The 16,698-nt window shown below is 59.9% G+C and carries 18 protein-coding genes; 10 read left to right on the top strand and 8 right to left on the bottom strand.

Annotation, left to right across the window (positions count from 1 at the left end):
• Nucleotides 1–114 precede the first annotated feature (114 nt).
• Both AC3WJW_RS02045 and AC3WJW_RS02040 read left to right on the top strand, forming a co-directional pair.
• Nucleotides 115–1,041 (top strand): LysR family transcriptional regulator, encoded by a 927-nt coding sequence (locus AC3WJW_RS02045; protein ID WP_493724947.1) that lies wholly within the window; start codon nt 115–117, stop codon nt 1,039–1,041.
• Nucleotides 1,042–1,092: 51 nt separating this feature from the next.
• Nucleotides 1,093–1,458: a 5-carboxymethyl-2-hydroxymuconate Delta-isomerase gene (locus AC3WJW_RS02040; RefSeq protein WP_007979758.1), complete on the top strand. Its 366-nt coding sequence runs from the start codon at nt 1,093–1,095 to the stop codon at nt 1,456–1,458.
• A gap of 3 nt (nt 1,459–1,461) precedes the next feature.
• Here the strand turns inward: AC3WJW_RS02040 and AC3WJW_RS02035 are convergent, their stop codons facing one another.
• From AC3WJW_RS02035 to AC3WJW_RS02025, 3 genes are all read right to left on the bottom strand, one after another.
• Nucleotides 1,462–2,400, bottom strand: coding sequence for a LysR family transcriptional regulator (locus AC3WJW_RS02035; RefSeq protein WP_493724946.1), 939 nt, complete (start codon nt 2,398–2,400; stop codon nt 1,462–1,464).
• A 113-nt stretch (nt 2,401–2,513) separates the two neighbouring features.
• Nucleotides 2,514–3,431 (bottom strand): DMT family transporter, encoded by a 918-nt coding sequence (locus AC3WJW_RS02030; RefSeq protein WP_493724945.1) that lies wholly within the window; start codon nt 3,429–3,431, stop codon nt 2,514–2,516.
• 13 nt (nt 3,432–3,444) lie between these two features.
• The gene (locus tag AC3WJW_RS02025; RefSeq protein WP_493724944.1) at nt 3,445–4,629 is read right to left on the bottom strand and encodes a cyanate transporter; all 1,185 of its coding nucleotides are present in this window, start codon (nt 4,627–4,629) and stop codon (nt 3,445–3,447) included.
• 485 nt (nt 4,630–5,114) lie between these two features.
• Between AC3WJW_RS02025 and AC3WJW_RS02020 the strand changes: the two genes are divergently transcribed.
• The 6 genes from AC3WJW_RS02020 to AC3WJW_RS01995 all read left to right on the top strand — a co-directional run bounded on the left by AC3WJW_RS02020 (nt 5,115) and on the right by AC3WJW_RS01995 (nt 11,658).
• On the top strand, nt 5,115–6,497 hold the full coding sequence (locus tag AC3WJW_RS02020) for a glutamine synthetase family protein (RefSeq protein WP_493724943.1): 1,383 nt from the start codon (nt 5,115–5,117) through the stop codon (nt 6,495–6,497).
• A gap of 189 nt (nt 6,498–6,686) precedes the next feature.
• Entirely contained in the window at nt 6,687–8,336 is a 1,650-nt protein-coding gene (locus AC3WJW_RS02015) for a phosphoethanolamine transferase (RefSeq protein WP_493724942.1), read from the top strand.
• A 72-nt stretch (nt 8,337–8,408) separates the two neighbouring features.
• The gene (locus AC3WJW_RS02010; protein WP_493724941.1) at nt 8,409–9,059 is read left to right on the top strand and encodes a class I SAM-dependent methyltransferase; all 651 of its coding nucleotides are present in this window, start codon (nt 8,409–8,411) and stop codon (nt 9,057–9,059) included.
• A gap of 123 nt (nt 9,060–9,182) precedes the next feature.
• Entirely contained in the window at nt 9,183–10,316 is a 1,134-nt protein-coding gene (gene rnd, locus AC3WJW_RS02005; protein ID WP_493724940.1) for a ribonuclease D, read from the top strand.
• A complete protein-coding gene (locus AC3WJW_RS02000) occupies nt 10,313–10,606 on the top strand; it encodes a YcgL domain-containing protein (RefSeq protein WP_102698976.1) in 294 nt (97 codons plus the stop codon). The genes rnd and AC3WJW_RS02000 overlap by 4 nt, the downstream gene beginning before the upstream one ends.
• A 119-nt stretch (nt 10,607–10,725) precedes the next feature.
• Nucleotides 10,726–11,658 carry a D-2-hydroxyacid dehydrogenase gene (locus AC3WJW_RS01995; RefSeq protein ID WP_493724939.1) on the top strand — a complete coding sequence of 311 codons (933 nt, stop codon included), beginning with the start codon at nt 10,726–10,728 and terminating at the stop codon, nt 11,656–11,658.
• A 123-nt stretch (nt 11,659–11,781) separates the two neighbouring features.
• Here the strand turns inward: AC3WJW_RS01995 and AC3WJW_RS01990 are convergent, their stop codons facing one another.
• The gene (locus AC3WJW_RS01990) at nt 11,782–12,375 is read right to left on the bottom strand and encodes a nitroreductase family protein (RefSeq protein WP_493724938.1); all 594 of its coding nucleotides are present in this window, start codon (nt 12,373–12,375) and stop codon (nt 11,782–11,784) included.
• Between the two features lie 164 nt (nt 12,376–12,539).
• Here AC3WJW_RS01990 and AC3WJW_RS01985 point away from each other — a divergent pair, with 164 nt between their 5' ends.
• On the top strand, nt 12,540–12,989 hold the full coding sequence (locus AC3WJW_RS01985; RefSeq protein WP_007984794.1) for a YcgN family cysteine cluster protein: 450 nt from the start codon (nt 12,540–12,542) through the stop codon (nt 12,987–12,989).
• A gap of 35 nt (nt 12,990–13,024) precedes the next feature.
• Complete coding sequence (locus AC3WJW_RS01980; RefSeq protein WP_493724937.1) at nt 13,025–14,254, top strand: hypothetical protein; 1,230 nt, start codon at nt 13,025–13,027, stop codon at nt 14,252–14,254.
• Nucleotides 14,255–14,382: 128 nt separating this feature from the next.
• On the opposite strand, the gene AC3WJW_RS01975 is transcribed toward AC3WJW_RS01980, so the two are convergent.
• The 4 genes from AC3WJW_RS01975 to AC3WJW_RS01960 form a co-directional block, all read right to left on the bottom strand.
• A complete protein-coding gene (locus AC3WJW_RS01975; RefSeq protein WP_493724936.1) occupies nt 14,383–14,760 on the bottom strand; it encodes a YgaP family membrane protein in 378 nt (125 codons plus the stop codon).
• 80 nt (nt 14,761–14,840) lie between these two features.
• Nucleotides 14,841–15,311: an RNA methyltransferase gene (locus AC3WJW_RS01970; protein ID WP_007993783.1), complete on the bottom strand. Its 471-nt coding sequence runs from the start codon at nt 15,309–15,311 to the stop codon at nt 14,841–14,843.
• A gap of 198 nt (nt 15,312–15,509) precedes the next feature.
• On the bottom strand, nt 15,510–15,881 hold the full coding sequence (locus AC3WJW_RS01965) for a YajD family HNH nuclease (protein WP_007944009.1): 372 nt from the start codon (nt 15,879–15,881) through the stop codon (nt 15,510–15,512).
• Between the two features lie 50 nt (nt 15,882–15,931).
• Nucleotides 15,932–16,618 carry a spermidine synthase gene (locus tag AC3WJW_RS01960; RefSeq protein WP_007972413.1) on the bottom strand — a complete coding sequence of 229 codons (687 nt, stop codon included), beginning with the start codon at nt 16,616–16,618 and terminating at the stop codon, nt 15,932–15,934.
• Nucleotides 16,619–16,698: the final 80 nt, after the last annotated feature.

Here is a 16,698-nt window from a genome sequence, read left to right as displayed (position 1 = left end):
TTCCTGCTCAATCCATCAGGCGTAACCGCATCAGGCTGTTGAACTTGAGTTGGATAGACGGCAGTTGCCCCGGCTACCTAAACTGTCAGCAGATTTGGGGATCGGGGACACTGGATGAATCGCAACGAACTTCGCAAGGCGGATATCAACCTGATGGTGGTATTCGAAACGCTGATGCTGGAGCGCAATGTCACCCGGGTGGCGGAGAAGCTGTTTCTCGGTCAGCCGACCATCAGTTCGGCGCTCAACCGCTTGCGTGCGATGTTCAATGATCCGCTGTTCATCCGTGTTGGCCATCGCATGGAGCCGACGGCACGGGCAGAGGAGATCATCAGGCACCTGTCACCGGCGCTGGATTCCTTGTCCGTGGCCTTGAGCCTGACTCATGATTTTGACCCGGCCAGCAGCACGATGACGTTCCGCATCGGGTTGTCCGACGATGTCGAGTTCGGTCTGTTGCCGCCGTTGCTGCGAACGCTGCGCCAGGAAGCGCCAAACGTAGTGTTTGTGGTGCAGCATGTCGACTACTGGCGGATTCCCGACTTGCTGGCGTCCGGCGATATCACGGTGGGTATCAGCCAGACCCGTGGTTTGCCGGCCAATGCCAAGCGCAAGTTGTTGCGGCACATTCAGCCCAGCATTTTGCGCGCCGATGCTTCCGATACTCCGCTGACGCTCGATGAATATTGCGCGCGTCCGCACGTGCTGGTGTCCCATACCGCCAACGTCAGTGGATATGCCGACGAGTGGCTGGCGGAAATCGGCCGCACGCGCCAGGTGGTGCTCTCGGTACCGCAATACAGTTCGTTGCCGGCACTGCTCGCCGGGACGGACCTGATCGCCAGCCTGCCGGACTACACCGCCGAGGCGATGGCTGCTTCGGGAACGCTGTTCAAGGAGCCCTTTCCGTTCAAGACACCGACCCTGGATTTGTCCATGGTCTGGCTCAGTCATGTCGATACCGACCCTGCCGAGCGCTGGTTACGTTCGCGCCTGGAGGCGTTCATGAGTGAGCGTGCCGTTTTGCCGCTGCCCGAATGAACAGGGCATGTTATACGTACGACCTTTCCATCCCCTTCCAGGAGCCAACTCATGCCTCACCTGCACATGGAATACACCGCCAACCTGACTGACCTGAATGCCGATGTGGCGTTGATGCGGTTGAACAATACGCTGGTGGGTTCCGGTCAGTTTGCTGCCGAATTCGACATCAAGAGCCGCGCGGTCAGGGTCGAGACGTTCAAGGTCGGTACTGCTCTGGCTGAACGGGCATTCGTGCATGTGAAACTGGCACTGTTGAGTGGGCGTTCCGCACAGATCAAGAAACAACTCTCCGAAAGCCTGCTGGCGGTGGTTCAGGACCTGTGTGAGTGGCCGAGCGGCGTTGAAGTCCAGTTGTGCGTGGAAATACTCGACATCGATCGCGATTCCTACAGCAAGACCGCCATCAGCCACTGAGTATCAGGCCGTTTCCTGCACGGCGCAGGCCTGTATCACTTGCGCTCGCAGCCAGGTGTTGGCGCTGTCCTGATCGACGCTTTGGCTCCACTGCATGTCGAGGGTGAAACCCGGCAATCCCTCGGGCGCTTCACAGTGATTGAAGGTGTCGGTACTGGCCAGCAGCCGCTGGATGCGCCGGGGCAGGGTCAGGGCATAGTCGGTGCCGGTAATCAGCTTCAGCGCTGCGCTGTAACTGTTGGCGCGCGCGATGATCTGGCGCTGTTTGGCCTGCTGCGCGAGCCAGCCGTCGACCATGTTGGTGGCGGACGTCCAGGGTGTCGGGAACACGTGTCGACGTTCGACATAGGTTTGCAGGCTCAAACGTGGTTCCGCCGGGGTGGCGCGTTTGTCGAACACACACACCAGATCATCTTCGAGCAGCGTCCGGGATTTGAAATCGACGTGGCTGCGATGAAAGTTCGGGCCGAAACACATCACCAGGTCGAGACTGCCTTCGCGCAACGCTTCGGCAGGGATGTCGGCTTCGAGTTTGAGCACATTGACCGTCACCGGGAGATCGGCGAGGGCGAAGGTTTTCAACAGGCGCGGCAGGATCAACTGTTCGAAATATTCCGGTGCGCAGAGGTTGAAGGTCACGGCTTGCAGGCCAGGGTCGAACGCGGGTGAGCCCGCGTGACACAAGTTGATGCTTTCCAGGATTTTCAGCGCGTGAGGGTACATCGCGCTGGCCTTGCCGGTGGGCTGCATGCCGCCGGTACGGGTATTGATGAACAGTTCGTCCTCGAAGCTGTTGCGCAGTTTTTTCAGGCAGTAACTCACGGTGGACTGGCTGACGCTAAGCGTCTCGGATACGCCGGTGACGCTGTTCTGCTCGTACACGGCGACGAACACCATGAGGTCCTGCATGTCGAGTTTTCTAAGCGAATTACTGTTCAGCATCCGTTGCGTCTCGCTGCGTCCCATGCGCTGACCATGTGCAGGGTGGGTGAATTATCCTAACGGAATGAGCGAACAGGGAAAATGCCTTGCAGGAAGTTTCGCCCTGAAGCCCTTCAACTCTGGACCATCGCCGACACGGCGCGGCGGCTGGAGATCAACAGCGCGAACATGCCGATGCCCACCAGCAGCGCGCCGGCCAGCTCCAGCGGCAGCGGCATCTGGCGGCCCCAAAACCAGTGAAACAAGGTGATGAACAGCGTGCTCAGGTAGATGTAGGAAATCACCGAGGATGGCGCGATCACGCCGATGGCCCGATGCAGCAACCAGAACGTTGCCAGGGTGGCGAACACCGCCAGGTACATCAGCCAATAGAAATCCTTGAGCGTCAGTAATGATGCCGAGCGCCAACCACCACTGAATCCGCAGAACACCAGCAGAAACAGCGCGCCGAACAGCATGTTCCAGAACGTCATGGGCACCGGCCCGCGTCCCTTCAGGCTGTTGGTTTTCAGGCGTTGGCTGAGCGGGGCGTAGAGTGCCATCGCCAGGCAACCGATGCCGTACACGGTCAGTGCATACGGCGATGGCAACTCACCGGGGCCGGTGTCTTTCATGATCAGTAACACCGCACCGGCAGCGGCGAGCAGCATCGGCACAATCCGTTGTTTCAGGCGGCTGTCAGGTATGAGCACGGCTTCGAAAGCCAGGGTCATCAGCGGCACCAGCGTAAACATCGTCCCGGTATTGACGGCCGAGGTGTAGCGCAATGCTTCGAACAGCGAGCCGAAGTACAACGCCAGCAGCAGGCCGAGCACCGCGTGACCAAGCAGCCCGCGGGCGGTCATGACGGCATTGCCTTCACGCAGCAACAGCGGCAGAAACACCAAGGCGCAGAACAACAGGCGCAAGCCGGTGAGCAGGATCGGATCGATGGCCTGGCTGACTTGCGCCGCTGCGGAAAACGATGCGGCGATCAACAAGGCCCAAAGCAGCATGCTGGCGTGAGCGGCGGCGAAACCGGTGGTTTTCATGGCGGGCTCCGGGTCAGTGGATGTGGCGGCTGTAGTGCCTTGGGTTGAAGCGAAAAACCATCAACATCATCAGCGCCATGACCGCCGTCAGCGACCACCAGGCCCATTCAAAGCTGCCGAGCCGGTCGCGGATGATCCCCGCCAGCAGCGGCGACAGGCTGGCGATCAGGTAGCCGATGCCTTGCACGAATGCGGTCAGGCCACCGGCGCGCAATGGATTGTCCAGGTGATCCAGCGATACGATCAGGCTCATCGGGAACAGCCCGCCAATGCCCAGCCCCAGCAGGCATGGCCACATCAGGCTCAAGTGCTGCGGGCTCAGAATCAGTCCGCAGAAACCGGCGATGATCAGTGCCAGCAAGACCATCAGCACGACGCGGCGGTCGCGGCTGCGATTGGCGATGAAGGGCGTCAGCAGGCCCGACAGCACTTCCATTGCGGTCAGAAACCCGAGCAGCAAACCAGCGTGTTGCTCGCTCCAGCCCTTTTCCACGTAGTACGGCGCCAGCCAGGCCAGAACGCAGGTGTAGGACGCAGTGCCCAGGCCAAAGAAGATCGCGAGTAACCACGCGCGGGAATTGGCGAAGAACGATCCTTTGCGGGATGCCCTCGAATCCAGTGTTGGCATCCCCGCGCTTTGGCTGCGCCAGAAGAGCAATGCCAGCACGGCGAGAACGGCCCAGATCGCCAGACCCATACGCCAGCTGCCGGTAGACGCCATCACCAGCGGCGCAAAGGACGCACCCAGGGCGGCACCGCCCATGATCGACGTGACGTAGAGCCCCATGCACAGGGCAACGTGGTCGCTGAAGCGGGATTTGATCAGCGCAGGCATCAAGGCCTGGATCAGGGCGATGCCGATACCTGCCAGTACGGCGCTGAGGATCAATTCGGCTACCGAATCGAGAAACAGGCGCGACACCGTGGCCACGCCTATGATCAGCAACGAAAGGACGACAGTGCGCTGTTCACCGAGGCGCTGGCTGACACGCAGTCCGAAAAACATCGCCAGTCCCATGGCCATGACCGGCAACAGGGTCAGCAGTGAAGCCAGGCTGAAACTCAGCGGGATGTCCTCGCGAATCGCCGAGAGCAATGGCCCGACGGCGGCCATGGAGGGACGCAGGTTCAGGGCGACGAGAACAATGCTGAACATCAGCCAGAGGGCAGGGCGGGTAGTCGCGCGGGTGTTTTCCATGATCGCACCTTGACCGGTAAGGTTGCGATTAGGCGCGCGAGGCCTGAAGGCCGCAAATCAGAAAGTCTGGTGATGTATTTGGAAATTAAATAAGAGTGCGGTCATACGGACGCCGTTGAATGTTTAGCCATTCGACATCCAAGGTTCTTCAAATCCTGATTTAACGACGGAACCCATCGTGTGACGCTGCGGGTCATCTGTTTTCTGCGGTTCTCTCTATGGACGGTTGGCCAGTCGCAATCCACTTCAAGGCAACCATCGGCGCTCGAGCGTCGAGCCTTGGTCGTCGATTCACGCCCGCCACCGCGCCAAGCCTCTCTGCACTTCCTTCTGAACTGGCCTTCTGGGCGCTGTGGCATTGCCGCCATGCGCGCCCGCCGGATTCCTGCTTTTTCCGCTGATTGTCCTTACCTGTTCCGGTCGATGCCGGGATTAACGTGCGGGTGCTTTTGCGTACCCGTCTGACACGGAAAAAGAGAATTCCCATGAGTTGTGCCACGACCTCGTTCGCCACCCGGCTTGAAGCCCTGACCTTTCTGGAACAGAACCCGGATATTGAAATGTTCGAGCTGTTCATCCTCGACAACAACGGTGTGCCGCGGGGCAAGCTACTGCACCGTGACGAGCTGCTGGCGGTGTATGAAAGCGGGCGGCCATTGCCGAGCACCATCCTCGGCCTGACCATCAACGGCGATGACGTGGAAAACTCCGGGCTGGTCTGGGATGTCGGCGATATCGACTGCCGGGCCTACCCGATCAGCGGCAGCCTCACGCGTATGCCATGGCGTCTGATACCGACCGCGGCCGTGCAGGTCAGCATGCATCCGACTGAGGGAATGCCCGCTACCATTGCCGATCCCCGTCACTTGCTGGCGAAAGTCATCGAAGGTTTGCAGGCTGACGGCTATTACCCGGTCATGGCGGCGGAACTGGAGTTCTATCTGCTGGATCAGCAACGCGACAGCAATGGCCGGCCGCAACCGGCACGGGATGTCGATGGTGGGCGTCCGCGCGGCACCCAGGTCTATGGGTTGCGCGAGCTTGAGCAGATCGAACCCTTCCTCGCCGATCTCTACAGCGCCTGCAAGCTCCAGGGGATTCCGGCGCGCACGGCCATTTCCGAATACGCGCCGGGGCAAGTGGAAATCACCCTTGAACACCGCAGCGACGCGTTGCAGGCAATGGACGAAGCGGTGCGCTACAAGCGCCTGGTCAAGGGGGTGGCGCACAAGCACGGCATGACAGCATGCTTCATGGCCAAGCCATTCGATGACTTGGCCGGCACCGGGATGCACATGCACGTGAGTCTGGCGGACAAGGACGGCAACAACCTCTTTGCCAGCGAAGCCCCGGATGGAACGCCCCTGCTCAAGCAGGCTGTCGCTGGCATGCTCAGTACCTTGCTCGATTCACTGTTGCTGTTCTGCCCCAACGCCAACTCCTACCGTCGATTCCAGGCCAACAGCTATGCGCCGCTGGCAGCCACTTGGGGTGTGGACAATCGCACCGTGAGTTTGCGCGTACCGGGCGGGCCGGCGTATTCCCGGCACATCGAGCATCGAATTTGTGGCGCGGATGCCAACCCCTATCTGGCGGCTGCGGCGATTCTGGCCGGTATTCATCGCGGTATCCGCGAACACCTCGACCCGGGGGCGCCGGTGGAGGGCAATGGCTACGCTCAGGCCGCAAAACTGTTGCCGACGGACTGGTTGACCACATTGCGTTCGCTGGAAGGCTCCAGTTGGGCCAGGGAAGCCTTCGGCGGCGAGTTCCTCGGTGTCTACCTGGCGGTGAAACGCGCCGAGTATCGCCAATTCATGGGGGAGGTCGGTGAGCAGGACTGGCGCTGGTACCTGCACCAGGCTTGAGCCGAAACTGAACCAAAGCTGAACTGTTCTCAAATAGTCTGAAGTTTCAGACAGGTGTTATAAGCCAACTAATTGTTGGCTTCTTTTTCACAAAAAATTGATGGTTGGCTACCTAAAATTTGAATTGTCTCGGTAAATGAAATTTTCACATTTACCGAAGGCACTTCTTTTCAGGACTCGCCGAACCTCATGTTTAAGATTAAAGCCGTGCGCCCCGAATGGGTGACACTGATTGCCAGTGCATTTTTGTTGGTTGGCTTCAACTTTGTACTCTGGCAGCACCTGTTCGAAATCACCACGTCCGATGGCAAAGGCATCGTCATGCGCGTGGCCTTCGGGGTGATGATATTCGCGGCCTTCAACATCGTGCTGACCCTGCTGGCCTTCCGGCCGGTGCTCAAGCCGGTCCTGACCCTGCTGTTCATGGTCAGTGCGGGCGTGGCGTATTTCATGAGCCAGTATGGTGTCCTGATCGACACCGGCATGTTGCGTAACTTCGCTGAAACCAATGCTACGGAAGTGCGCGACTTACTGTCGCTCAAGTTGTTTGTTTATATTGTGCTGCTCGGTGTGTTGCCGTCATGGCTATTGTGGAAGGCACCGATTAATTATCGTCGCTGGCACCGTGAACTGCTCAGTAAAGTCCTGGTGACGTTTGCTTCGGCGGCCGTCATTGGTGGTGTTGCACTGGTTAACTATCAAGGCCTGTCTTCGCTGTTTCGCAATCACCACGAGTTGCGCCTGATGGTGGTGCCAAGCAACTACATTGGTGCCTCGGCTGGTTTCTTGCGCGAGAAAGTAGCGACTGCGCGACAACCGTTTGTCAAGATCGGTGAAGATGCCCAGCGCAATACCACCTGGCAAACTCACGGGCGCAAATCCCTGACTGTTCTTGTCGTCGGTGAAAGTGCCCGGGCAGAGAACTTCGGCATCCTTGGCTATAGCCGCGACACCACGCCGAAACTGAGCAGGGAAGATGGCCTGATCGCTTTCACCGATGTGCACTCCTGCGGTACGGAAACCGCCGTATCGGTGCCTTGCATGTTCTCCAACATGGGGCGCAAGGACTACAACGCCAGCAAGGCCAAGAACGAAGAAGGCCTGCTGGATGTGCTCAAGCATGCGGGTATCGACGTGATCTGGCGTGACAACCAGTCGGGCTGCAAGGGTACATGCGATCGCGTCACCATTCAGGACGTCAGCAACCTGAAAGACCCGGCGCTGTGCGCCAACAGCGAATGCCGCGACGAAATCCTGCTGCAGGGACTTCAGCATTTCATCGATACCCTGGACAAGGACACCGTGCTGGTATTGCACCAGATGGGTAGCCACGGTCCGGAGTACTTCAAGCGGTATCCGAAAGAGTTCGAGCGCTTCACCCCGGTTTGCGAGAGTAACGCCCTGAACAATTGCAGTCGCGAAAGTATCGTCAATGGTTACGACAATACCTTGGTCTATACCGACCATGTGCTGTCGACCCTGATCGATCTGCTGCGTAGCAATCAGGACAAAGTGGACACCGCGATGCTGTATCTGTCGGACCACGGTGAATCCCTGGGCGAGTACAACTTGTTCCTCCACGGCACGCCTTACATGCTGGCGCCGGAGCAGCAAAAGCATGTAGCCATGTTTGCCTGGTTCTCCGACAGCTATAAAAAGTCGTTTGCGGTAGATACCCACTGCCTGCAACAGGGGCGTGAAAAGCCCCTGAGCCAGGACAACCTGTTCCATTCGATGCTTGGACTGCTGGAGGTCAACAGCAAGGTCTACAACCAGGATCTGGACATGTTTGCCGGATGTCGTGGCCCGGTGACCGACGGTGTGCTGGCCAAGGATTGAGTGCTCCGGTTTTGTTTCACGCGGCGGCTGCCGACCTGCGGCCAGTAGAACGTTTATCAAGAGCCATTGCACATGTCCGCTCAGCCCCCATCCACCATCGAACTTGAGATTGCCCGACGCTACGACCAGGAACACGCGCGCGTCTGCCTTCAGCCGCAAGCGCCGGGCCTGACCGGGCGTCTGCTGCTCTGGCGTGAGGAGCGTCTGGTGCGTAATGCGCTTAACGTCGCTGGCGAGCCGGGCCTGATCCTTGATGTAGCTTGTGGTGTAGGGCGTTTCTGGTCGGTGCTGGCCGAGCATGCCAATCGGGTGATCCTCGCGACGGACCCGTCCCAGGACATCCTCGATCATGCCCGCACCCATCACCCGCAAAGCCTGTTGAAGCGGATCAAGACCTTTCAAAGCTCCGCCTTCTCGATTGGTTTGTCGGAGAACGCGGTTGATTGCATTTTTTGCATGCAACTGTTTCAACACCTTTACAACCCGGAGCATCGTCTGGCGATGCTGGGCGAGTTTTACCGGGTCAGTCGCGATACGGTGATTGTCGCGGTGCGTCTCGACGGACGTTTCAAGGGCGCGCATTCAAGCGTGGAGGGGCCGTTACCGAGCAAGGCCGGGGTCGAAAGCGAGTTCAGGCAGGCGGGATTCCGTTTGCTCAGCCATCAGGATTTTTTTCCCGGTTGTGCACAGATGCGGGTCTACGTGCTGGGTAAGACCCGCTAGACCGACCTTGTCGGACTATTCTTCATGTCACGCAGTCATTTTCGCTAACGCTCTTGTTCAGTGGATGCGCGGAAATCGCCGGGGGCGATATATACTGCGCGCCATTCTTCAAGGGAGAGCCGTGTGGCCATCGATATTCACTGGATTCGCGACAACGATAGCCTCGGTCGGTTTTGTGCCGAGTGGCAGCAATTGCCATTCGTTGCCCTCGATACCGAATTCATGCGGGTCGACACCTTCTACCCGATCGCAGGTCTGCTGCAGGTCGGTGATGGCGAACGTGCCTACCTGATTGATCCGCTGACTATCGACGACTGGCAGCCTCTGGCCGCATTGCTGGAAAACCCGGCGGTGGTCAAGGTTGTCCACGCATGCAGCGAAGACCTCGAAGTCCTGCTGCGCCTGACCGGTAGCCTGCCGGCGCCACTGTTCGATACGCAATTGGCGGCCGCTTACCTGAACCTCGGTTTCTCCATGGGCTATTCGCGCCTGGTGCAGGAAGTGCTCGGCATCGACCTGCCCAAGGGTGAAACCCGTTCCGACTGGCTACAACGTCCGCTCTCCGAAACCCAGATCAGCTATGCCGCCGAAGATGCCGTGCACCTGGCTGAAGTCTTCGTAAAGTTGCGTCCAAAGCTGTCTGACGAGAAATACGCCTGGGTTCTGGAAGACGGTGCCGAACTGGTGGCCAACCTGCGCCGCGAGATCGATCCGTACGAGGTCTATCGTGATGCCAAGCTGGCCTGGAAGCTGTCCCGCGCCCAACTCGCGGTATTGCGTGAGCTTTGTGCCTGGCGCGAAAAGGAAGCCCGTGCCCGCGACCTGCCGCGCAACCGGATTATCCGTGAGCATTCGTTGTGGCCGCTGGCGCGTACGCAACCGGACAATCTCGGCGCCCTGGCGAAAATCGAAGACATGCACCCGCGTACCGTGCGTCAGGATGGTGAGTTTCTGCTTGATCTGATCAAGCGCTCTGGCAGTGTGTCGCCAGATCAATGGCCGCCAGCCGTGCCGGAGCCGCTGCCGGTGGACGCTGCCGTGTTACTCAAGCAGCTCAAAGCCATCGGCCAGGCCGAAGCCGAGCGCCTGAACATTGCGCCGGAACTGATGCTGCGCAAGAAAACCCTGGAAGCGCTGCTCAAGAGCGGCTTCCCCAATGGTCCCTACCAATTGCCTGATTCGCTGCGTGGCTGGCGCCGCGAATTGATGGGCCAGGCGCTGCTGGACAGCCTGGTCACCGCCGGAGAACAGCCTTGAAACGTATTTGCTCCATCTACCGCAGCTCGAAAAGAAACGAAATGTACCTGTATGTGCTCAAGAGCGATGCTCTGGAGCGCGTGCCGGAGCCCCTGATGGCAGCCTTCGGCAAGGCCATCCACGCGTTCGATCTGGTGCTCAGCCCCGAGCGCAAGCTGTCGCGCGAGGACATCACCGTCGTGCTGGATAACCTCGAAAAACAGGGTTATCACCTGCAAATGCCGCCTGCCGAAGACGAGTACATCGAGCACTTGCCGGAAGAATTGTTGCGCCGCAACGATCCGGTGTGAATGGCAGACAGGCTCTGTTCAGAGTGGTTATGAAACACTGATTGATTTTAGCGATGGCAGCATCGACCGAGCAGCGCTCTGTCGGCTGCCGTCTGCACCGTTTTTGAAAGGTTTGAAGCATGCGCGTCCTGATTGCTGAACACGACCACCCCGTGTACGCCCAACTGTTGCGCGAGGCGGCACCGGATCTGGAGGTGCTGACCAGCGGTGATTCCGCCGAACTGGCCAGCCAGGCCGCCGATTGTCCGGTGTGGCTCGGCCAGCCTGATCTGCTGGCGACCCTGTTGCGCCAGGGCCATCAACCGCAATGGCTGCAATCGACCTGGGCCGGCATTACGCCGCTGCTGGCCGATGGCTTGCCACGGCACTATCGATTGACCCGTGCAGTCGGCATCTTCGGACAGGTCATGGCCGAGTACGTGCTCACCTATATGCTCGGTCACGAACGTGAAGTGCTGGCGCGACTGGTCAGCCAGGTCGAGCGCAAATGGGACAGCCGCCATGGCCAGAGCCTGGCGGGGCGCAAGGTGTTGATCGTCGGCACCGGTGATATCGGTCAGAGTGTCGCGCAGTTCCTCGTGCCGTTCGGTGTCGAGTTGTATGGCGTTGCCAGCAGCGCGCGGGAACAGGCGCCGTTCATCGAAGTCGGTGCACTGGCGGATCTGCCGCGGCTGGTCGGTGAGGTCGATTACGTGGTCAATCTGCTGCCGAACACGCCGGAAACCCACGATATCTACGACGCGGCGCTGTTCAGGCAATTCAAGCCGACCGGTTTGTTCATCAATGCCGGGCGTGGTGTGGCGGTGGTCGATGCGGATCTGGTGGAAGCCTTGAAGGAAGGGCATCTGGCGGGCGCGGTGATCGACGTGTGCCGTCAGGAGCCATTGCCCCAGCGGCATCCATTCTGGACAGCCTGGGGCCTGCTGCTCACCGGCCACAGCTCGGCACCGACTTCGCCGTCGATGATGGTGAAGCTGTTTGTCGAAAACCTGCGGGCGTTCGAGGCGGGAGAGGCGTTGCGCGGGGAAGTGGATTTCGATCGCGGGTATTGAAATCACTCTCAAAAACTGTGGGAGCGAGCTTGCTCGCGATGAGGCCGGCATATCCAACATAAATGTTGACTGTCCTACCGCTATCGCGAGCAAGCTCGCTCCCACAGGGATTTTCAGTATGGCTTAGAGGGTGAAGTCGCCTTCAGCCGCCAGCTCGCTCAACGGACGACGCGGGCTTGGTACTTCACGGGCCTGCAGGTACTCCGCCAGGCTGGCCTTGTCCCCGAGCTTGCCCACCGCGACGGCGGCGTGCAGGGCGTAGCCTTCAGGAATGTTCAGCTCCTTGCGGGTCAGGTCCTGGTCGAAGCCGGCCATGCCGTGGGTGTGCCAGCCGCTCAGGCTCGCTTGCAGGGCCAGGTGGCCCCAGGCGGAACCGGTGTCGAAGGTGTGCCACAGGGCCGGGGTTTCTTCGGTGGCGCCTGGCGCGGTGAAGGTAGTTTTCGAAATCACGATCACCAGGGCCGAAGCATGTTGCGCCCAGCTGCGGTTGAATTCGTTCAGCAGTCCCAGGTAGCGCTCCCAGTTCGGCGTATCGCGACGTGCGTAAAGGAAGCGCCAGGGTTGCGAGTTGTAGGCCGAGGGTGCCCAGCGCGCGGCTTCGAAGAAGCTCAGCAGGGTTTCTTCGGCAATGGCTTCGCCCGTGAAGGCGCGAGGCGACCAGCGGTCGGTGAACTGAGGGTCAATGGTGTAATCGGCAACGCGTGGGTTGGCACTCATCAAGAGATTCCTTGCTACGTTTGAAAGTGGGAGCGACGAAAAACCCTACTTGGCAGCGCAGAAACTGACAAGCCCGTTCTACCGACAGTCGCCAATGCTTGGCCCACGGGGCTACGGGCACTAGACTGGCGGCCTTTTCACCACCTGATGTCGATGCTCGAACCATGGCCGCCAAAGTAGAACCGTTCTGGATACGCAAGACCCTCGATCAACTCGATCAGGAGGAATGGGAGTCGCTGTGCGACGGCTGCGGATTGTGCTGTCTGCAAAAGCTTGAAGACGAAGACGACAACAGCGTCTATTACACGCGCATCGCCTGCAAACTGCTGGACCTGAAAACCTGCCAGTGTACGGATTACCCTAACCGTCGCGACACTGTGCCGGACTGTATCCAGCTCACGCCGGGCAAGGCCGACGAATTCAAATGGCTGCCGCCGACGTGCGGCTATCGCCTGGTCAGCGAAGGCAAGGACTTGCCGTTGTGGCATCACCTGGTGTGCGGTGATCGCGATGCCGTGCATCACGAGCGGATTTCCCAGTCCGGGCGCATGCTCGCCGAAGGCAGCGTGCCGGAAGACGACTGGGAAGATCACCTGATTTTCCGCGCAGGCTGACTGCCAGAGGCTCAACCTTTCACGAAGGAGTGTGTATGGCTGTGGGATGGCGGCAGGCGTGGGGCGTTGGATTACTGGCCGTGAGTGCGCCCGTATGGGCAGCGAACAAGGTCGATCTGGATTATCACGTGCGCCTGTTGCCGCAGAACGATCAAGCCGAAGTGCGCCTGACGCTCGCCCAGGGCTCGGCGGTACGCAGCCTGGATTTCGACCTCGGCGACGGCAGCCACTACAGCGATTTCAAGGCCGACGGCCAATGGCAACTGACCCCTGGCAAAGCGGCGCGGGGTGTCTGGCGTCCAGCGGCCGACAAGGCCAGCCTGACGTATCGGGTGAGTATCAACCACGGGCGCAAGAACGGCAGCTTTGACACACGTATGACGCCAAACTGGGCATTGATGCGCGGCGACGATCTGGTGCCGCCTGCCAGGCTCGATCAGCAGGATGGCATCGAACTGGTTTCACGCCTTGAATTCGAGCTGCCCGGTGGCTGGAAAAGCGTTGAAACCGCGTGGCCACGGATTGGCCAGAACAGGTTCCGTATCGATAACCCTTCCAGACTGTTCGACCGGCCCACGGGCTGGATGCTCGCCGGCCAGCTTGGCAGCCGCCGCACCCGTCTGGGCGAGACTGAAGTTACCGTCGCCTCGCCGCTGGGGCAGGGCATGCGGCGTATGGATGTGCTGACGCTGCTGACCTTCGTCTGGCCGCAAGTGCAGGCGCTGTACCCACGACACCCGGGCAAGCTGCTGATCGTCGGGGCCAATGATCCGATGTGGCGTGGCAGCCGGTCGGCGCACGAGTCGATCTACCTCAACAGTCACCTGCCATTGGTCAGCGAAAGCGGCACCAGCGCCCTGGTCCGCGAGTTGGCCCAGGTGTACGGACCGATCAACGGCACAAAGCGCAGTGACTGGATCGGCGAAGGCTTTGCCGAGTATTACGCCATCGAACTGGTGCGCCGGGCCGGCGGCATGAGTGATGAACGCTACGAGAGCCTGCACGGCAAACTGGTCAGGACCAGCCAGAAAGTCACCACGCTGCGCAGTGATCGGGTCAATCCGGTGCAGGTGGCCAGGGCGGTGGTGTTGCTGCAGGAGCTGGATCGCGAGATTCGCCTGAAAACCCACAACAAGCGTTCGCTGGATGACGTGTTGCGCGGGGCGATGCGGCAGGGGGATATCGATACCCAGGCGTTTGTTCAGCTCAGCGAGAGCGTGATTGGTGGGTCTTCAAAAGTGCTCAGTACCGAGTTGATTCAGTGAGTCCGTAATCGCGAGCAAGCTCGCTCCCACAATGATTGGGGGTGAACACAAATGTTGTGTACGCCACATAATCCTGTGGGAGCGAGCTTGCTCGCGATAGGGCCATCAGCCCCGCCGGACGATCCGGATCAAACCCCGGCTTTCGGCGACTTCAACGAATCATTACCCGTCACGGTTGCAGTTTTGGTCGCCGCCTCGGCATTGGCTTTCAACTGGCTCAATTCCTCACCGGCCCGCTGGATTTTCGCCCGCACGTTGTCCATGTCCTGACGGCTTTTCTCCAGCAGGCTTTTCGCCGAGCTGTGGCCGGTAATGCCGCGCGCCAGGGCTACGCCGCCGATGGCCACCTGGATCAGGCCGAAGATCCCGCCACGACGCAGGCCCTTGCCCACCATCACCACGCCGCCGGCCAGGGAGCCGATGCGTTCCCAGCCTTGCACGTTCTGCTCGGAAGGGCTCTGGAAGGGGGTGGATTCGATACGCTCGACGCGTTTGATTTCGCTCATGGTCTGTCTCCAGGCTTCGGTGATCGATAGTCAAGCTGACCGCCGGGGCGGGCAGCTCGTTCAATCGGATGTGCGGCGATTCAGCGGAATTTTGGTCCGGAGCGGGTATTGAGACCCTTGGACATGCGGTCGTAGAGCACGACGTTGACCGTGGCGGCCAGGTTCATGCAACCGGTGGTCGGAATGTAGACCACGTCTTCGCACCAGTCGCGAATCTCCTTATCCAGCGAGCCGTCTTCCGGGCCGAAGATGTAGAGCGCGCGATCCGGGTGGGTGTATTCCGGCAGAGGGCGGGCACCCTCAACCAGTTCCACGGCGACGGGCACACAATTGAGCGGCAGGATTTTCTTCAGGTCATCGATGCCGATCAGCGGGATGTCGTAGTGCACGCGCTTGGTATCGGTGACGAAGTCGGCGGCGCGCTCATAGCGCTTGCCGGTGTAGAACACCGACGCCACGCCATAACAGCCAGCGGCGCGCATCACCGAACCGACGTTCTCCGGTGACTTGGGGTTATACAAACCAATGCAGCTGTACCGTTTGTCTGCCACGAGCGGGGTGCCTTTCGGGAAAAAAGCGCGATTATACGGGGATTGGGGGAGGGCGGGCAGATTCAAGACTTGTGGTGTCTGAGCGATTGCTTTCGCGAGCAGGCTCGCTCCCACAGTTGACCGAGGTGTCCAGACGGGCGCGGATCAATGTGGGAGCGAGCCTGCTCGCGAAGAGGCCAGTTCAGGCACTGAAGATTTTCAATCTTCTTTTTTCATCAACCCAGCCAACGCCGCAAACGGGTTATGCGTAGCCTTGGCGATTTTCGGCGTGCTCAGCGAGCCTTCGCCGAAATACTGCTGGTCGGTATAGCGCGAGTGTTCGTTATCGTGACAGTACAGGCACAACAGCTCCCAGTTCGAGCCGTCCTGCGGGTTGTTGTCGTGGTTGTGGTCGCGGTGGTGCACGGTCAGTTCGCTCAGGCGCTTGCCGGAGAACTCACGGGCGCAGCGGCCACAGACGTGCGGGTACATCTTCAGGGCCTTGTCGCGGTAGCCCATTTCCTTGTCGCGCTGGTTGTCGGCGAGGATGCGATCCAGCTTCGAAGTGTTGGTCGGGGTGGACGAACTCATGGGTTCACCTTTGTAGAAAGACTGATGACGGTTATAGGGTGAAGTTTAGCCTAGCCCTTGAGCTTCTCGGCAATCCAGATGGTGTGGCGAGTGCCCTTGTTGCCGTGTGCGAAGACCTGGACTTCCTCGGCCTTGAAGCCGGCTTTCTTCAGTTTGTCGGAAAATTGCCGATCGGCGCTGGCCGACCAGACCGCCAGCACGCCTTTGGGGCGCATGGCCCTGGCACAGGCGTTCAGGCCGGCGGCGGAGTACAGCCAGCTGTTGGCTTTCTGGGTCAGGCCTTCGGGGCCGTTGTCGACATCGAGCATGATGGCATCGAAGCCCTGGGGTTCGGCTTGCAGGACTTTGGCCACATCTTCCATGCGAATCACCGTGCGCGGGTCGAGCAATGGGTTGCCAGCCTTTTCGCCCAGCGGTCCACGGTTCCACTCAACCACGCCGGGGACCAGCTCGGCGACCACCACTTCGGCGGTCTTGCCCAGGTGCTTGAGCGCCGAGGCAAGGGTGAATCCCATGCCCAGGCCGCCGATCAGCACCCGTGAATTCGGTCGGCCTGCGACTTTGCGGCAGGGGATCTCGGCCAGGGCATCTTCGGAGCCGTGCATGCGCGTGTTCATCAATTGTCCGCCGTCGCCACCCTGGATCTTGATGACGAAATCCTCGCCATATTCGAACAGGCACAGGGCACCGCCGTTTTCAGGAATGGGGGTGGTGTCCAGCAGAACGAAACGTTTCATGGGGCTCACTTGAAGAAAATTGGCAGAACTCGGGAGGGCAAACAGACGCAGTTGGGAGTAGCCTGTTCATGACGACAAGG

The organism is Pseudomonas sp. GW821-FHT07G06, from assembly GCF_058986625.1.
Note: the sequence above shows the minus strand (reverse complement) of the source record. Positions and strands in the feature narration are given on the sequence as shown.

What these genes read in the sequence shown, in the direction of transcription:
- AC3WJW_RS01985 (WP_007984794.1), top strand. Translation starts at nt 12,540, where the DNA reads ATGGCCGCCAAAGTAGAACCGTTCTGGATACGCAAGACCCTCGATCAA.
- AC3WJW_RS02040 (WP_007979758.1), top strand. Translation starts at nt 1,093, where the DNA reads ATGCCTCACCTGCACATGGAATACACCGCCAACCTGACTGACCTGAAT.
- AC3WJW_RS02015 (WP_493724942.1), top strand. Translation starts at nt 6,687, where the DNA reads ATGTTTAAGATTAAAGCCGTGCGCCCCGAATGGGTGACACTGATTGCC.
- AC3WJW_RS01960 (WP_007972413.1), bottom strand. Translation starts at nt 16,618, where the DNA reads ATGAAACGTTTCGTTCTGCTGGACACCACCCCCATTCCTGAAAACGGC.
- AC3WJW_RS02030 (WP_493724945.1), bottom strand. Translation starts at nt 3,431, where the DNA reads ATGAAAACCACCGGTTTCGCCGCCGCTCACGCCAGCATGCTGCTTTGG.
- AC3WJW_RS01995 (WP_493724939.1), top strand. Translation starts at nt 10,726, where the DNA reads ATGCGCGTCCTGATTGCTGAACACGACCACCCCGTGTACGCCCAACTG.
- AC3WJW_RS02045 (WP_493724947.1), top strand. Translation starts at nt 115, where the DNA reads ATGAATCGCAACGAACTTCGCAAGGCGGATATCAACCTGATGGTGGTA.
- AC3WJW_RS01965 (WP_007944009.1), bottom strand. Translation starts at nt 15,881, where the DNA reads ATGAGTTCGTCCACCCCGACCAACACTTCGAAGCTGGATCGCATCCTC.
- AC3WJW_RS02025 (WP_493724944.1), bottom strand. Translation starts at nt 4,629, where the DNA reads ATGGAAAACACCCGCGCGACTACCCGCCCTGCCCTCTGGCTGATGTTC.
- AC3WJW_RS02010 (WP_493724941.1), top strand. Translation starts at nt 8,409, where the DNA reads ATGTCCGCTCAGCCCCCATCCACCATCGAACTTGAGATTGCCCGACGC.
- AC3WJW_RS01990 (WP_493724938.1), bottom strand. Translation starts at nt 12,375, where the DNA reads ATGAGTGCCAACCCACGCGTTGCCGATTACACCATTGACCCTCAGTTC.
- AC3WJW_RS02035 (WP_493724946.1), bottom strand. Translation starts at nt 2,400, where the DNA reads ATGCTGAACAGTAATTCGCTTAGAAAACTCGACATGCAGGACCTCATG.
- AC3WJW_RS01975 (WP_493724936.1), bottom strand. Translation starts at nt 14,760, where the DNA reads ATGAGCGAAATCAAACGCGTCGAGCGTATCGAATCCACCCCCTTCCAG.
- AC3WJW_RS02020 (WP_493724943.1), top strand. Translation starts at nt 5,115, where the DNA reads ATGAGTTGTGCCACGACCTCGTTCGCCACCCGGCTTGAAGCCCTGACC.
- AC3WJW_RS01980 (WP_493724937.1), top strand. Translation starts at nt 13,025, where the DNA reads ATGGCTGTGGGATGGCGGCAGGCGTGGGGCGTTGGATTACTGGCCGTG.